General features: G+C 65.1%; 13 protein-coding genes. 6 read left to right on the forward strand and 7 right to left on the reverse strand.

The features are described from left to right. Positions 1-36 precede the first annotated feature (36 nt). Both ACXYMN_RS09300 and ACXYMN_RS09305 read left to right on the forward strand, forming a co-directional pair. Positions 37-1,098, forward strand: coding sequence for an ABC transporter permease (locus ACXYMN_RS09300; RefSeq protein ID WP_459013305.1), 1,062 nt, complete (start codon positions 37-39; stop codon positions 1,096-1,098). After that, complete coding sequence (locus ACXYMN_RS09305) at positions 1,098-1,877, forward strand: ATP-binding cassette domain-containing protein (protein ID WP_459013306.1); 780 nt, start codon at positions 1,098-1,100, stop codon at positions 1,875-1,877. Before ACXYMN_RS09300 ends, ACXYMN_RS09305 begins: the two co-directional genes overlap by 1 nt. Before the next feature lie 470 nt (positions 1,878-2,347). Here the strand turns inward: ACXYMN_RS09305 and ACXYMN_RS09310 are convergent, their stop codons facing one another. Then, positions 2,348-3,508 (reverse strand): amidohydrolase, encoded by a 1,161-nt coding sequence (locus ACXYMN_RS09310; protein ID WP_459013307.1) that lies wholly within the window; start codon positions 3,506-3,508, stop codon positions 2,348-2,350. Positions 3,509-3,970: 462 nt separating this feature from the next. Between ACXYMN_RS09310 and ACXYMN_RS09315 the strand changes: the two genes are divergently transcribed. The 3 genes from ACXYMN_RS09315 to ACXYMN_RS09325 all read left to right on the forward strand — a co-directional run bounded on the left by ACXYMN_RS09315 (position 3,971) and on the right by ACXYMN_RS09325 (position 7,872). Beyond that, entirely contained in the window at positions 3,971-5,377 is a 1,407-nt protein-coding gene (locus ACXYMN_RS09315) for a Hint domain-containing protein (RefSeq protein ID WP_459013308.1), read from the forward strand. A gap of 386 nt (positions 5,378-5,763) precedes the next feature. Beyond that, on the forward strand, positions 5,764-7,338 hold the full coding sequence (locus tag ACXYMN_RS09320; RefSeq protein ID WP_459013309.1) for a 2-isopropylmalate synthase: 1,575 nt from the start codon (positions 5,764-5,766) through the stop codon (positions 7,336-7,338). 108 nt (positions 7,339-7,446) lie between these two features. Next, entirely contained in the window at positions 7,447-7,872 is a 426-nt protein-coding gene (locus tag ACXYMN_RS09325) for a c-type cytochrome (RefSeq protein ID WP_459013310.1), read from the forward strand. Positions 7,873-8,137: 265 nt separating this feature from the next. Here ACXYMN_RS09325 and ACXYMN_RS09330 read toward each other — a convergent pair whose 3' ends face one another. The 4 genes from ACXYMN_RS09330 to ACXYMN_RS09345 form a co-directional block, all read right to left on the reverse strand. Continuing rightward, the gene (locus tag ACXYMN_RS09330; protein ID WP_459013311.1) at positions 8,138-8,554 is read right to left on the reverse strand and encodes a VOC family protein; all 417 of its coding nucleotides are present in this window, start codon (positions 8,552-8,554) and stop codon (positions 8,138-8,140) included. A 40-nt stretch (positions 8,555-8,594) separates the two neighbouring features. Beyond that, positions 8,595-10,385, reverse strand: coding sequence for a gamma-glutamyltransferase (gene ggt / locus ACXYMN_RS09335; RefSeq protein ID WP_459013312.1), 1,791 nt, complete (start codon positions 10,383-10,385; stop codon positions 8,595-8,597). Between the two features lie 165 nt (positions 10,386-10,550). After that, entirely contained in the window at positions 10,551-11,372 is an 822-nt protein-coding gene (locus ACXYMN_RS09340; RefSeq protein ID WP_459013313.1) for a hypothetical protein, read from the reverse strand. Further along, positions 11,369-12,355: a 2-hydroxyacid dehydrogenase gene (locus ACXYMN_RS09345; RefSeq protein ID WP_459013314.1), complete on the reverse strand. Its 987-nt coding sequence runs from the start codon at positions 12,353-12,355 to the stop codon at positions 11,369-11,371. The genes ACXYMN_RS09340 and ACXYMN_RS09345 overlap by 4 nt, the downstream gene beginning before the upstream one ends. A gap of 101 nt (positions 12,356-12,456) precedes the next feature. On the opposite strand from ACXYMN_RS09345, the gene ACXYMN_RS09350 reads away from it, so the two are divergent. Then, on the forward strand, positions 12,457-12,960 hold the full coding sequence (locus ACXYMN_RS09350) for an SH3 domain-containing protein (RefSeq protein ID WP_459013315.1): 504 nt from the start codon (positions 12,457-12,459) through the stop codon (positions 12,958-12,960). Positions 12,961-13,018: 58 nt separating this feature from the next. On the opposite strand, the gene ACXYMN_RS09355 is transcribed toward ACXYMN_RS09350, so the two are convergent. Both ACXYMN_RS09355 and ACXYMN_RS09360 read right to left on the reverse strand, forming a co-directional pair. After that, complete coding sequence (locus tag ACXYMN_RS09355; protein WP_459013316.1) at positions 13,019-14,083, reverse strand: Hint domain-containing protein; 1,065 nt, start codon at positions 14,081-14,083, stop codon at positions 13,019-13,021. A gap of 163 nt (positions 14,084-14,246) precedes the next feature. Then, entirely contained in the window at positions 14,247-15,191 is a 945-nt protein-coding gene (locus ACXYMN_RS09360) for a lipid A-modifier LpxR family protein (RefSeq protein ID WP_459013318.1), read from the reverse strand. Between the last annotated feature and the right edge of the window lie 86 nt (positions 15,192-15,277).

Genomic DNA, 15,277 nt, shown 5'->3' on the forward strand with positions numbered 1-15,277 from the left:
CCAAGGGCTGCCTGCAACCGTAACTGGGAGGAAACAATGTCACAGCCAGACAACTACGAGACTGCCGCCACAGGGGCGAAGTCCGATGTCGCGTCTTTTGGCGACCAAAACAGGGGGCTTGTCGGAAAGTTTCATCACGCCCTGCACACGACCCCGGCGCTGGTGCCGCTGATCGTTCTGCTTGCCGCCATCGTGATCTTCGGCCTGCTTCTGGGCAGCAAGTTCTTTTCGCCCTTCGCGCTGACCCTGATCCTGCAGCAGGTCCAGATCGTGGGCATCGTCGCGGCAGCGCAGAGCCTTGTGATCCTGACCGCGGGCATTGACCTGAGCGTCGGCGCGATTGCGGTGATATCCTCGGTCATCATGGGCCAGTTCACCTTCCGCTACGGCATGCCGCCGTTTATCGCCGTGCTCTTTGGACTGGCTTTCGGCACCGCCATCGGCGCCTTCAACGGCTGGCTGATCGCCCGCATGAAACTGCCGCCGTTCATTGTCACCTTGGGCATGTGGCAGATCGTTCTGGCCGCCAACTTCCTCTATTCGGCCAATGAGACCATTCGCAGTCAGGACATCGCCGAAAACGCGCCGCTGCTGCAATTGATGGGCGCGAAGTTCCAGATCGGCGGCGCTGTATTTACCTTTGGCGTGGTGTTCATGCTGCTTCTCGTTCTGGTGCTGGCCTATGTGCTGCGCCACACCGCCTGGGGCCGTCACGTCTATGCGGTGGGTGATGATGCCGAAGCGGCTGAGCTCTCTGGTGTCGACGTCAAGAAGATGCTGATTTCGGTTTACGCTCTTGCTGGCCTGATCTGCGCCTTCGCGGGCTGGGCGCTGATTGGCCGGATCGGATCGGTCTCGCCCACGTCGGGCCAGTTGCTGAATATCGAAAGCATCACGGCTGTTGTGATCGGGGGCATCTCGCTCTTTGGTGGCCGCGGTTCGATCATGGGCACCTTCTTTGGCGCACTGATCGTCGGCGTGTTTACTCTGGGCCTGCGCCTTCTGGGTGCCGACGCGCAATGGACCTTCCTGTTGATTGGCGCACTCATCATCGCGGCTGTCGCCGTTGACCAGTGGATCAGAAAGGTAGCAGCATAATGTCGGACAATACTCCTGTCGTACAGGGACGCGGAATTGTGAAGCGTTATGGCCACGTGACCGCAATCGACCATTCGGACTTCGAATTGCGCCAGGGCGAAATCCTGGCCGTTATCGGCGACAACGGGGCAGGCAAATCCTCGATCGTCAAGGCGATCTGCGGTGCCACCATCCCAGACGAGGGCGAGATCCTGATCGAAGGCAAGCCGGTGCACTTCACCTCGCCCATCGACGCGCGCAACATGGGGATCGAGATCGTCTACCAGCAGCTCGCCATGTCCCCGGCGCTGTCGATTGCCGACAACATGTTCATGGGGCGCGAGATCCGCAAACCGGGCTTCATGGGCAAATACATGCGCCAGCTGGACCGACCGGCGATGGAAAAGTTCGCCCGCGACAAGCTGACCGAACTGGGCCTGATGACCGTGCAGTCGATCAACCAGGCGGTCGAGACCCTGTCGGGCGGTCAGCGTCAGGGCGTCGCGGTGGCCCGCGCTGCGGCCTTTGCCACGAAGTTTATCATCATGGATGAGCCGACAGCGGCGCTTGGGGTAAAGGAAAGCCGTCGAGTGCTCGAACTGATCCAGGATGTGCGCGCGCGCGGGATTCCGATCATCCTGATCAGCCACAACATGCCGCATGTGTTCGAGGTCGCCGACCGCATCCATATCCACCGTCTGGGCAAGCGGCTCTGCACCATCAATCCCAAGGACTACACCATGTCCGACGCGGTGGCCTTCATGACGGGTGCAAAAGAAGCGCCTGCCGAAGCGGCATGACCAGCGTTTAGCGACCACCCCGGTTCCTCCTGGATGCCATATCGGCGTCTCCCCGGGGTGGTCGCCGCCGCATAGTTGCGCTGGCCGGTTCACCGGCCAGTGGCAATTCCAACCTCACCGATTTCAATGACCGCATCGGCGACATGCGCTGCGTCGCGACAAGCGCTTTGGCGCACGCGCAAAATAGTGCTGCACCAGCAAAGGTGAAAATCCCATGGTCAGTGTTTTCCGCACACCGACGATCAATCTGTCGAAATGCTGCGCGAAGCACACGCGACCGGTTTGGTGAAGCCGCGCTGCGGCTTAGACATAAACCGCAGAGGTCCGCTCAGGGCCGGGAGCGCCTTGTTGCTTCGCCAAGTCGGTCACGCGACCTGCCGCAGCGCCGCATGACCGGTTTGAGGCGAATATGCATCCCATCTGCATCGCTGCGAATAGTTGTTCTTGGGAAGGCATTGCTTGCGATGCGCCTAACCGGTTCCCAACAAATCTCGGGCGATGCGTTCAAAGATCGCGCTTCCTATGGGGATCAAATCATCGGGGAAATCGTAGTCCGGATTGTGCAAGGCCGCATGATCTTCGCCGGTGCCCAAGCACAACATCGCGGATTTTGCGCCCCACCCGAATACGCCGAAATCCTCTGATGCACGCATCGGCACGCTCTCTTGCCCGTTAGGGACACCGATTGCTTCCATCGCCCTGGTCGCAACATGATAGGCGTCTGAGTCATTTACCGAAGCCGCGAAATGGTCGTGGACCTCGAACGCGACACCAAGCCCGCATATCTTTGCAACAGACCTGGCAAGGTTTCGCGCCGCGGCTTCAAGGCTTTCCATGCCTGCATCATCAGCCGTGCGCAGGGTGGCGAAAATCTCTGCTTCACCGGGGGCGATGCCAAAGGTTGGCTCCCCGATCTTTGCATGAGTGATTGTCACCAGACGAAATGCATCGTTGCGCGGACCGCCTTCGCCATGCCCCAGATCGTCCAGCGCAGGGATCAGTTTAGCGACTGCCAACGCGGGGGAGACACCGTCCTGCGGATCGGCGGCGTGGGCCGTTTTCCCGCAGAGCTTGATCTTCAGCCCCAGCGACGCACAGTTCATCAGCCCGACACGGGTCGAGACGAACCCGAACGGGCTTCCGGGCTTGTTGTGAATGGCAAAGGCCCAGTCCGGTTTAACCGCGTCAAACGCCGGATCAGCGACGACCGCCTTCGCACCGCTTCCGTCCTCTTCGGCGGGCTGAAACATCAGGATGACGCGCCCTTGTGCGACCGGCCTGCGCGAGATCAGACGGCCCAAGGCAAGCAGCATGGTCATGTGGCCATCATGACCGCAGACGTGGCTTTTGCCGGGGGTTTCCGAGGGCCACGCGATTGCGTCATTGCGTTCCTCGATAGGCAGGGCATCAAGTTCAGCGCGAAAGAGTACCGTCGGGCCGTCCTTTCCGCTGTCAAAGATCGCAGCTACGCCATGTCCGCCCAACCCTGTGAGGGTGTCCGTCGGAGACATTGGTTTCAACGCAGCCACAACAGTCTTTGCGGTTTCCGCTTCTTCGCCAGACACTTCCGGTCGCCGATGAAGAGCACGGCGAAATTCGGTCAATTCGATCAGGTCACTATTTGTCAGCATGTTTCGCACTGCTTTCGAATTTCTTGACCGATATCATGCCAAAACGAGTAATGGACCGATAGCCGCCCTCAGAAAACAACCTAATACGTAACCGATGGCTTTTGCAGCAATTGGCGCGGTCGCAGCGCGTGTTCACTTCGTCCGCGCTTCTGACCCTGTGCCGCCAAGCTATGTTGCTTGAGACCCCGGATGGCAGGTTCGGGGAAGCTGCACCGCAGAGAGGCGCAACCGTGCAAACGGCAGCTCAGGGCCGATCACCTGGCTTCGCCCGGCGCAGACGCCCCGCCACCCGCCGCCGGAAATGCCCCCCTTCCGGTCCGCACCGTTGACCGTGGCGATCCGCGCGCGGCTGATAAAACGCGCGTAAGATTTTCGACGCATCTTCAACGATCCCCGGGCGGCGTTAATCACCCGTTTGCCTCTGACCGATAGCGTCCCCGGCAAGCTTTTGGGGTGCGCATCATGGCGACGATGAATTCCGGAATGGGTGGGCCAGCGGGCTATGGCGAGAATGCGTTCTCGTCGACCCCCAAGTATTCCGGCGACAACGATGACGGCAATGTCGTCATCGACATCACCTCCGTTTTCAGCGACGGGATCAATTTCTTCGGCACCACCTACACCGAGATCTACATCGGTGTGAACGGCATCATCACGTTCGGCGGCTCGCATGACAACGACAACGATGACGGGTTTTCCGTCATCAACCTGCCTGCGCTTGTACCTTTCTACTCCGATCTCGATGTCGGTCAGGGCGGTGAGGTCTACTGGGATTTCGACACCGTAAACGGCAAGATCACCATCACCTGGGACGCGGTCGAACCCTATAACTACAGCGACGGCTCCATCAACGATGACGACGACGACGGTGCCGCGAACTCCTTTCAGGTGGTGCTCACCGATCTGGGCGGCGGCGATTTCCATGTCGAGTATATCTATGACGATATCCAGGATGCCTACGTTGGCGGCGATCATGCGATTGCCGGGTTCACCGACGGGGCGGGAACGGTTTTCGAACTTGAAGGCTCGGGCAACGATGCCTTCATGGAAAGCAATTATCCCACCAACGATTTCGACCATAACGACCCGCCGGGCACCTTCTCGTTCAAGGTCGAAAACGGTACGCCGGATCCCATGGCGCCGCCGCCTTGCTATGCCCCCGGCACCTTGATCGACACGCCGGACGGGCCCCGCCCGATCGAGGCCTTGGCGGTCGGCGATCTGGTGAACACGCTGGATCACGGCCCGCAACCCATTCGCTGGATACGCAGCGGCATCCATCCGCTGGCACGGGCCAAGCCGGACGCAAAGCCCGTATTGATCGCCGCCGGGGCGCTTGGGCGCGGGCGGCCCAGGCAGGACCTGATCGTATCGCCGCAACACCGGCTGCTGGTCGGCGGCGGCGGGCAGCTGGACGGCTGGTTCAGGACCGAGGCATTCGCCCCGGCCAAAGCCCTGACGTCAATGCCCGGCATTCGCCACATGAACGGCAAGCGATCCATCACCTGGGTGCACTTCGCCTGCGCGCGACACGAGGTGGTCACCGCCAATGGCTGCCTGTCGGAATCGCTGTTGCTCGGGCGCATGGTGACCGACGGGCTGACCCGCTCGGAACGCCGCGCGTTGACCGCCATCTATGGGCCCGCCGAAACGCCTGAGGCCGCTCTCAACGGGCCCGCGGCGCGGCAATGTCTCAGGGTGGGTGCGGTCCGGCGTCATCTGGCACAATGCAAGAAGGACAGGCTGCGGCGCACCGCAAAAGAGATCGGGGCCTGGGATCTGGACCTCGCGATGAACCAGCGCGACTCGGACCAGTTGCACCGGGCATCCCGGAAAGGACGCCCCCCCAACCTCAGACTGGTGTCCTGACGCATCCGGCGGATCGATCGTCGCAGCCGCGCTGCAACAGGAACCACGCTGCAACAGGACCCTCGGAAGGCCGGTCCGACGGGCCGGATCGCCACGTCGCAACCGCGCCACGACCCGCGCCCGCCCCCGGGACCGCCCCCTTCCAGCCGCACCCCATCCGCCCTGCACTTTCCCCCTTTCCTTCCCGTCCGCACCGCGTATAGTCCGGCCCCATGACAACGTCCGGCCATATTCCGACCCTGACGCGCCCCACCGGGCTGCGTCCGCTTGGCCTGCTGCTGCTGCTTACCCGCCTCTGAGCGTGCCCTTCGGCGCGACCGCTCAGAGGAGACCGGGACCCGCGCCGACCTTCCCCCAAGCAGACCAGCCAAACGCAAGAGACAGCCATGACCACCAACCACAAAGACCGCGTGTGGATCTTCGACACCACGCTTCGCGACGGCGAACAAAGCCCCGGCGCGACCATGACCCATTCCGAAAAGCTCGAGATCGCCGAGCTGCTCGACGACATGGGCGTCGACATCATCGAGGCGGGTTTTCCCATCGCCTCCGAGGGCGATTTCCGCGCCGTTTCCGAAATCGCCGAGCGGTCGAAGCGGTCGGTGATCTGCGGCCTCGCCCGGGCGCAGCTGCCCGATATCGACCGCTGCTGGGAGGCGGTGAAAAAGGCCGAACGCCCGCGCATCCACACCTTCATCGGCACCTCGCCGCTGCACCGCGCCATCCCCAACCTGTCGATGGACGAGATGGCCGACCGCATCCACGAGACGGTAACCCATGCCCGCAACCTTTGCGACAACGTGCAATGGTCGCCGATGGATGCCACCCGCACCGAATGGGACTACCTCGCGCGGGTGGTGGAGATCGCCATCAAGGCGGGCGCCACGACGATCAACATTCCCGACACGGTGGGCTATACCGCGCCGCGTGAAAGCGCCGACCTGATCCGCCGGCTGATCGCCGAGGTGCCCGGCGCGGACGACGTGATCTTCGCCACCCATTGTCACAACGATCTGGGCATGGCGACGGCCAACGCGCTGGCCGCGGTCGAGGGCGGCGCGCGGCAGATCGAATGCACCATCAACGGGCTGGGCGAACGCGCCGGCAACACCGCGCTCGAGGAAGTGGTGATGGCGCTCAAGACCCGCTCCGACATCATGCCCTACGAGACCGGCATCGACACCCGCAAGATCATGCACATCTCGCGCCGCGTCGCGACGGTGTCGGGCTTTCCGGTGCAGTTCAACAAGGCCATTGTCGGCAAGAACGCCTTCGCGCACGAATCGGGCATCCACCAGGACGGCATGCTCAAGAACGCCGAAACCTTCGAGATCATGCGCCCCGAGGATGTGGGCCTTGCCGCCACCAGCCTCGTCATGGGCAAGCATTCGGGCCGCGCGGCGCTGCGCGACAAGCTGCGGCAGCTTGGCGTCGAGGTCGGGGACAACCAGCTCAAGGACGTGTTCGTGCGGTTCAAGGAACTCGCCGACCGCAAGAAAGAGGTCTATGACGAGGATATCCTCGCCCTGGTCACCGCCACCGCGACCGACGGCCACCAGGACCGGCTCGGCATCGTGAACCTGTCGGTGCATTGTGGCACCGGGGGGCCGGCGGAAGCCACGATCGAAATGGAGATCGACGGCAAGGAAGTCTCGGCCACCTGCGAAGGCGATGGCCCGGTCGATGCGACCTTCAAGGCGGTGCGCGCGCTGCACCCCAACACCGCGCGGCTGCAACTCTATCAGGTCCACGCCGTGACCGAAGGCACCGACGCGCAGGCGACGGTATCGGTGCGGCTTGAGGAGGACGGCATGATCGCCACCGGCCAGTCCGCCGATACCGACACCGTCGTGGCCTCGGCCAAGGCCTATGTGAACGCGCTCAACCGGCTCCTCGTGCGCCGCGACAAGGCCGGCCCCGGCGCGGATTCGCGCGAGATCAGCTACAAGGACGTGGGCTGATGATGCTGGGGTGGTGACGTTGCGGTCGCCATCCCGCCCACACGAAATCGTCATGTCCGGCATCCACGTCTTGCCTTCCCGTGCAGGAAGGCTGGCAAGGCGTCGGGCATGAAAAAACCTGTCCTTCTGATCGGCGCGGTCGCGGTACTCGGCATCATCGCCTATGTCGTCTTCCAGCCCGCGCGTACCGACGCAACCGGCGCCCTGCCCGACGACGCGCTGGTGGCCGTCACCGTTCCCGAAACCCTCTCCGAGGTTGAAACGCTGGGCCAGACCGCCTTCGAGGCCCGCTGCGCGGCCTGTCACGGCACCAACGCCAGGGGGCGCGATGGCAAGGGGCCGCCGCTCGTGCACAAGATCTACGAGCCCTCGCATCACGGCGACGCCACCTTTCTGGGCGCGGTTGAGCAAGGGGTGCGGGGCCACCACTGGCCGTTCGGCAACATGCCCGCGCAAGCCGGGCTGACCCGGGCGGATGTCGGTGCGATCATCGCCTATGTGCGCCGCCTGCAACGCGAAAACGGCATCTTCTAGGACCGCCGTTGCCGCACTCGACCCGAGGCACCGGATTTAATCCGGTGCCTCGCGTGGCATCCGCGCGGGCTGTCCCGGCGCGGGGCCTGCGTGACCGTCTTGGCGCGCGTTTCGCCGGTCGCCTGCCACGCGGGACATGGTGTCTGTCGCCGGAACACCGTCCCTTCCCGACGGGTGCGCGGGCCCCGGGTCTGCGGGGGCAAGGCCAACTGATCCGCCCGGCCTGGCAATCCCGCCATTCCGCGCGTCGCCCGCACCATGTCTGTTACCCGTCTCGTCCGAGCTCGGTCGGATCGCTGGAAAACACCGCGATCTTGTTGCCTTGCGGGTCGCGCAGGTAGCCGACGTAGAAATCTGCCCCGTAGGATTCGCGAAATCCCGGGCGGCCTGCGTCAGACCCGCCCGCCGCCAGTGCTGCGGCGTGCAGCGCGCGCACCTGTTCCTGATTGCGCGCCTCGAAGGCGATCATCACACCGTTCCCGACCGAGGCGGGCCGCCCATCGAAGGGGGGCTTGACGTAGAAATCCGGCGGCGCGGCCGACTGGCCCGGTTGGTTGCGCAGCGCATAGTTCAGACCCTCGGGCCCCTCCCGCAACCCGTAGCCCAGGGCGGGCAGGATGGCGCAATAGAAGCGCCGCGCACGACCGATATCGTCGGCACCGACGGTGACATAGGCGATCATGCGGCGTGGTCCCGTTCCGTGCCCTGACCCAACAGCCGCGTCATTTCCCCAGCGCGATGCCTTCGCGGCGCGGGTCGGCACCGCCGGACAACCCGTCCGGGCCGATGGAAATCGCGTGGATGCCCGAGGTCAGATCGCGCAGGTTGACCTCATAGCCCATCGCCTCGAGCGCGGGTTGCAGATCGGTCATGGTGGTGCCTTCCTCAAGATCGAAGGTGCCGAAGCGGTTGACGCCATGCGGCATGGCAACCGCCTGCTGCACATCCATCCCCCAGTCGAGATGCGCCAGGATGGTCTGCGCCACGTAGCCGATGATGCGGCTGCCCCCGGGCGAACCCACGACGAGGATCGGCGCGCCGTCGCGCCGCACGATGGTCGGGGCCATGGAGGACCGCGGACGCTTGCCCGGTTCGACGCGATTGGCGATCGGCACGCCGTCCGCATGGCTGCGGAATGAGAAATCCGTCAGCTCGTTGTTGAGCAGGAAACCGTTGGTCAACAGCCGTGAGCCGAAGCCGTTCTCGATGGTGGTGGTCATCGACAGCGCGTTGCCCGCCGCATCGACGATGGAGATATGCGAGGTCGAGGGGAACTCGATGCTCGCGTCATCGGCCCAGAGCTGCGCGTGGTCCCATTCGGGCGCGCCGGGGGCCACCTCGGGCAGCGCGTCGTCGCCTGCCAGAAGCGCCGCGCGCCGGGCGAGATAGGCCGGATCGACCAGACCGTCGGTGGGCATCGGCACATAGTCGCTGTCGGCCATGTAGCGGCCCCGGTCGGCGAAGGCGAGGCGCGATGCGTCGCCGATCTGCCGCCATGTCTCGGCATCGTCCGGCGCGCCCACCGGAAGGGTGTCCAGCATCCCGAGGATCTGCCCGACGGTCAGCGCGCCCGACGAGGGCGGGCCCATGCCGCAGACCTCGGTGCCCCGGAACGGCGCGCAGACGGCGGGGCGTTCCTTGACCCGGTAGAGCGCCAGATCGAGCGTCTCCATCACCCCGGCATTGCCTTCGACCGCCTGCACGGTGGTCACGATATCCGCGGCGATGGGGCCGGTGTAGAAGGCATCCGGACCCTCGGCGGCGAGACGGCGCAGCACGGCGGCGTAGTCGGGGTTCATCAGCGTGTCGCCCGCCGCGATGGCGGTGCCGCCGGGCAGGAAATAGGCCGCCGTCGCCTCGAACCGCGCGAGGCGCTCGGCATCGCCTTCGACCAGTTGCGCAAGGCGCGGGCTGACCGGGAAGCCGCCTTCGGCAAGCGCGATGGCGCGGTCGAAGAGCCCGGACCAATCGGCGGTGCCCCAGCGGTCATGCGCCGCGTGCAGCAGCGCCGGGGTGCCCGGAACGCCCACCGAACGCCCGCCGACAACCGCGTCGAAAAATCCCAGCGGTTCGCCCGCGTCGTCCTGGAACAGTTGCGGCGTGGCGGCCAGCGGCGCGGTCTCGCGCCCGTCGAGGGTCGTGATCATACCCGTGGCCGCGTCGTGCCAGACCAGAAACGCGCCGCCGCCGAGGCCCGAGCTTTGCGGCTCGACCAGACCCAGCACGACCTGCGCCGCCACCATCGCATCCGCCGCGGAGCCGCCCGAAGCCAGCACGTCCGCCCCGGCGGCGACCGCGTGCGGGTTGGCGGCGGCAATCATCCAGTTCTGCGCGGAGACCGGCGCGCCCTGGGCCTTGGCGTCGAGGGCGGCGGCCACATCCTCCGAGATCGCGGCAAAGCCCGCAGGGTCGGTCGTCGTTGCGGCCTCGGTGGTGACGGCATCGGCGGCCTGTTGCGACAGCGCCATGGCAGGCAGGCAGAGCGTGACGAGGCAAACGGAAGATCGAAGCATGGGAAAATGTCCTTTGAAGAATCGCGTGCAACCCACGGTAGCACGGAAAACCACACCCGAAAGCGCTGTGAAACCTTTCGCATGCGAAAGAATTTACCGGATTTTAATGATAAATAACAGGTGGTTAACGGATATCGGGACCATGTCGCGCGGCCCGCCGGGCGGTCAGGGCAGGCTGCGCCGCATGATCCACAGCGCGAGGCCGACAATCGCCAGAGGCAGGATCAGCGTCTCGAGCAGGAGCAGCCCGATCACGGTCAGCGACGCCCGCAGGATGTCGTCGGCGCGGGCGAGAAAGTAACCCACGTTGTCGCGATACAGGTTCAGCGTGTCGACCAGATCGAACATGCCCGCTGTCGCCGACGAGAACAGCGAGGGCGCAGCTTCGGGCGCTGTCCCCTCGGCGGGGTTTTGCGAAATGCCGCGCGCGCGGTCGGCGATTTGCGACAACTCGGCCCGGGCAGCGGTCATCCGGGTGTCGGTCAGCCGTTCGGCCAGCGTGGCCCCGGACCAGAACAGCACCGGCAGGACAAAGGCCAGCGCCGTCGCGCCGACCACCGCGCGGTCGAGAACCCTGACCGGTCGCCGCAACAATCCCGGCAGGACAAGCCACGGCACCAGCACCGCCAGCAAAAGCCCCGCCCCCAGAGACGAGAGCGGCCCGAAGGTTGCCGACAGGGTGGCGGCGATCACGGACACCGCGAAGACGCTGGCCGCGACCCGTTCGACCGTGTCGTCGATGGGTTCGAGCACCTTGAGCGGCCGGGCATTGGCCGAGACCCCGAGCGCGCCGCCGACCTCGATCTCCTGGGCGACAGACAGCGTGGCATTGATCGCCCGGAGCGAGACATAGATCGCGCCCGCGGTAAGGGCGGCGCGGGTGGCGGCGCGTTCCGCCCCCTCGGCGGCGGGGTTGGCCATGAACAGCGTGACGACCGAAACCGCCGCCAGACACAGCGCGAGGACGGCGCGGCCCGCCCTGCTCACAGCATCGCGGGGATGACCTGATCCGGGGGCCGGTGGCCATCCGAGAAGGTCTTGACGTTGATGATGATCTTCTCGCCCATCTCGATGCGGCCCTCGCGGGTCGCCGAGCCCATATGGGGCAGCAGCGCCACGTTGGGCAGGTCGCGCAGTTCGGGGTTCACCCCGGTGCCGTGTTCGTAGACATCAAGCCCGGCCCCGGCCAGTTCGCCGGCGCGCAGCATCCGCACCAGCGCGTTCTCGTCGATGACCTCGCCGCGCGAGGTGTTGACGATCACCGCGTCCGGCTTCATCAGCTTCAGCCGCCGCGCGTTCATCAGGTGGAAGGTCGACGGCGTGTGCGGGCAGTTGATCGACAGGATATCCATCCGCGAGACCATCTGGTCGAGGCTGTCCCAATAGGTCGCGCCAAGCTCTGTCTCGATCTCTTCGCGCAACCGCTGGCGGTTGTGGTAGTGCACCTGCATGCCGAAGGCCTGGGCCCGCCGCGCCACCGCCTGACCGATCCGGCCCATGCCGAGGATGCCAAGCCGCCTGCCGCCCAGCCGGCTGCCGAGGAACGCCGAAGGGGCCCATCCGGCCCAGGCGCCAGATTGCAGCGCCGCCAGCCCCTCGGGGATGCGCCGCGTCACCGCCAGCATCAGCGCCATGGTCATGTCGGCGGTGTCGTCATCGACCACGCCGGGGGTATTCGAGACCAGAATGCCGCGTGACCGCGCCGTGGCGACGTCGATATGGTCGATCCCGGCGCCGTAGTTCGCGATCAGCTTCAGGTCCGGCCCGGCCTGGCCGATCAGCCCCGCATCGATGCGATCCGTGATCGTCGGGACCAGCACGTCGGCCTCTTGCATCGCGGTCGAAAGCTCGGCCCGGGTCATGGGGGTATCATCGGTCCGCAGGCGGGTATCGAACAGCTCGGTCAGGCGCGCTTCGACCGCGTCCGGCAATCGTCGCGTCACGACAACACTCAGACGTTTTGACGGCATTGCTGGCCTCCTCGATCTTTCCCGAATGGCGGATTGCGGGCAGAGTGTCGTAACTCAGGACGGGGCACAAGAACCCCGCCGAAAAATCGCGGGCAATCACAATGATCAAATCGTTTCGGGCAATTATCTGCGCTGTGGTCATGGCATCGGCGCCGGTTCTGGCAGCCGCCGCCGAAGAGCGCGGGCCGGTCACCAACCTGCCGCTGCCGCGCTTCGTGTCGATGAAGGCCGCCGAGGGCAACGTGCGGCGCGGACCGTCGCTGTCGCACCGCATCGACTGGGTCTATGTGCGCCGCGACATGCCGCTTGAGATCACGGCGGAATACGGCCATTGGCGGCGCGTGCGCGACCGCGATGGCGCGGGCGGCTGGGTGCATTACGCGCTGTTGTCCGGGGTCCGCACGGTCATCGTCGAGCGCGAGAAGCTGATGATCCGCGCGCGGCCGCAGCAGGATGCCGCCATCATGGCCGAACTGGGCCTGGGCGTCATCGCCAAGCTGGGGGCCTGCGAGGCGCAATGGTGCGAGATCGAGGCCGGTGGCCATTCCGGCTGGGCGCAGAAATCCGCGCTCTGGGGTGTCGCACCCCAGGAAATCCGGGAATAGACGGCAGCGCGCGCGGAAGGATCACGGGCACCGACGACTCTGCGTGGGGTTGCGGCGGTCAGGCGGCGTCGTGCAGCAGGATCGCGGCTTCCGAGGCGGTCAGGTTGCGGCGCGCGGTTGCGCCATAGGCCATCGGGTTGTTTTCCACATAGGGCACGAAAGAGCCAAGCCGCGCCCGGTCGGCGGGATCGAGCGTGCTGAGCTGGGTCTCGGCGGGGTGGAAGCTTTCGGATTCGACGCCGTTGGCGAACAGCACCTCGTGGCGCGGCAGCATCAGGTGGATGTAGGTCACCTCGGTGACCTTGGTGTCGACCAGGACGGATGTGCCGTTGACCAGGTCGGATGCCGCGACAAGCACTTCGTCGGTGTTGAACAGCGCCTGCGCCGCGCCGCCGCGAAACAGGATGCGGTGCTGTGGCGAGACCAGCAATTCGTCGTCCGGCCGCTCGACCCCGAAGGCTCCGCCGCGAATGCGGATCGGGCGCAGCTTCGGCAATGCGAACAGGCGCGCGCCGGTCATGCGGCGGCTGCCGATCCAGCAGATCTCCTGCAGGCCGTTGTCCTTGGTCTGGACCCGGTCGCCTTCGTTCAGGTCCTCGACGGCGACGGTGCCGTCGGCGACCCGGATGCGGGTGCCCTTGGTAAAGCAGATCACGCCCGAGCCCAGATGCGACTGCGGGTCCGCAGCGGTCAGATCCAGGGTGTGATGCACGATCCAGAGGTCGGTGTTTCTGGGCGGGATGTCGTCGACGAACATCAACAGCGGCGGGCTGTCCGGGCCCACTTCGACGACGGTGATGGTGAAGCTCTTGACGCCGTCGGTGACCACGAAGCTTTGGTCGGTGAGGGGGTGATCGACCTCGACGGTCGATGGATCCTTCACGCCGGTCAATGCCGCGCCCACAAGGCGGCGCACCATGCGCGCCGCGCGTTTGCGTAGAAATGCGTCGTCGTCCGCCCGATCGAGCAACAGCAATGAATTGGGTCCATCGACCCGAACCGCTTCACCTTGCCAGAACCATGCGGCCCCGACAGTCAGCGACGCAACTGGCGCTGCGCCCAACCCATCTACACCCGTTTGCGACCAAGAGATGACGAACGTGCCACGATAGCCCGTTCCCATACCCGTCTGCCTGCCTCTGTCTTTTTTTATTACGTTAAGTGTTAGCAGAAACCGGTTGATCGGAAAAGAAATACTGCGGGTCCATAAAGGTTAACAAGTGATGAACACCCCCACAGGTTGCACATACGCAACATAAAGTCGCCGCACGCCCGGCGCGCGTAACCTAAAAGTTGTACTTGATCCGGGCCGCGCCCAGGAACTGCCCTTCGGGCTGGCCCTCGAATTCCTCGCTGAGGTAGGTGACGCCGTATTGCACCCCCCAGCTTTCGCCCTGCCAGTTCAGCCCCGCGCGCAATCGCGTGCGGCTTTGTTCCAGCTTGGGTCCGCGATCGTCCGGCAGGTAGGCGCTGCTGGCGACCTGCGCCACGTCGGCGCCGAGATAGAGGCTGGTGCCCACGGGGTCTTTCGAGACGATCTGGTAGCGCGTGCCCGTGACCGGATCGCGGGCCAGCAACTCGCCGACGCCGAAGGCCCCGAAGGTCACGTCGACCCCCACCCGCGCGAGCGTCTCGACGCCCCAGCGCAGTTCCGTGAAGGGCCGGACCCGGCCGTTTTGCCCGAAGGACAGCGACCGGCCGGCCTCGGCGACGAGAGTGGGGTGGAAACCGTCCTCGATCTGCACGTCGGTGATGTCGTCGCTGGGGCGCGGAACGTTCAGCAGGTCGTGCAAGGCGTTCTGGAAATCGTCGAGATGGGTCTGCGGCCCTGTCATCACGAGATCCGCGCCGATGGCGATTTCGGTGCCGTGCCGGTTGAAATGCGTATGCGCCCCAAGCGACAGAGAGCCCGCGTAAAGCCGATCGGCGACGTTGAAGTCGCGCAGGTTCGCAGGTGCGATGATCTGCCCGTTGAAGCGCAGTTCGATCAGCGCGCCCGGTCGGTCCGGGGCCTGGCCGTCCCATCCGTAACCCCAGACGCGGCTCGACATGAAAGAGCCCGTCTGCCAGCGGTCTTTCAGCTCGCCCGCGGAATCGTTCACGATCAGGCGGCCATAGCCGATGCGGGTCCTGTCTTGTGCGGCGGCTTCCGGAGCCAGCAGCACAGAGGCGATCAGAACGCAAAGACCGGCCACGCAGGATGCGGCCCGGGACGGCAATTGAAATGTCATCGAACCTGCTCGCTCGGTTTGGTGGTCTCGTTTTTTGATATTGTTAGGCGAGTGGCCGTCCCGCGCCAAGCGCGGAAAACCCGGCG

Source organism: Roseivivax sp. CAU 1753 (assembly GCF_054482575.1).

Coding starts and splice junctions, on each gene's coding strand:
- ACXYMN_RS09300 (WP_459013305.1), top strand. CDS start 37: ATGTCACAGCCAGACAACTACGAGACTGCCGCCACAGGGGCGAAGTCC.
- ACXYMN_RS09305 (WP_459013306.1), top strand. CDS start 1,098: ATGTCGGACAATACTCCTGTCGTACAGGGACGCGGAATTGTGAAGCGT.
- ACXYMN_RS09310 (WP_459013307.1), bottom strand. CDS start 3,508: ATGCTGACAAATAGTGACCTGATCGAATTGACCGAATTTCGCCGTGCT.
- ACXYMN_RS09315 (WP_459013308.1), top strand. CDS start 3,971: ATGGCGACGATGAATTCCGGAATGGGTGGGCCAGCGGGCTATGGCGAG.
- ACXYMN_RS09320 (WP_459013309.1), top strand. CDS start 5,764: ATGACCACCAACCACAAAGACCGCGTGTGGATCTTCGACACCACGCTT.
- ACXYMN_RS09325 (WP_459013310.1), top strand. CDS start 7,447: ATGAAAAAACCTGTCCTTCTGATCGGCGCGGTCGCGGTACTCGGCATC.
- ACXYMN_RS09330 (WP_459013311.1), bottom strand. CDS start 8,554: ATGATCGCCTATGTCACCGTCGGTGCCGACGATATCGGTCGTGCGCGG.
- ggt (WP_459013312.1), bottom strand. CDS start 10,385: ATGCTTCGATCTTCCGTTTGCCTCGTCACGCTCTGCCTGCCTGCCATG.
- ACXYMN_RS09345 (WP_459013314.1), bottom strand. CDS start 12,355: ATGCCGTCAAAACGTCTGAGTGTTGTCGTGACGCGACGATTGCCGGAC.
- ACXYMN_RS09350 (WP_459013315.1), top strand. CDS start 12,457: ATGATCAAATCGTTTCGGGCAATTATCTGCGCTGTGGTCATGGCATCG.
- ACXYMN_RS09355 (WP_459013316.1), bottom strand. CDS start 14,083: ATGGGAACGGGCTATCGTGGCACGTTCGTCATCTCTTGGTCGCAAACG.
- ACXYMN_RS09360 (WP_459013318.1), bottom strand. CDS start 15,191: ATGACATTTCAATTGCCGTCCCGGGCCGCATCCTGCGTGGCCGGTCTT.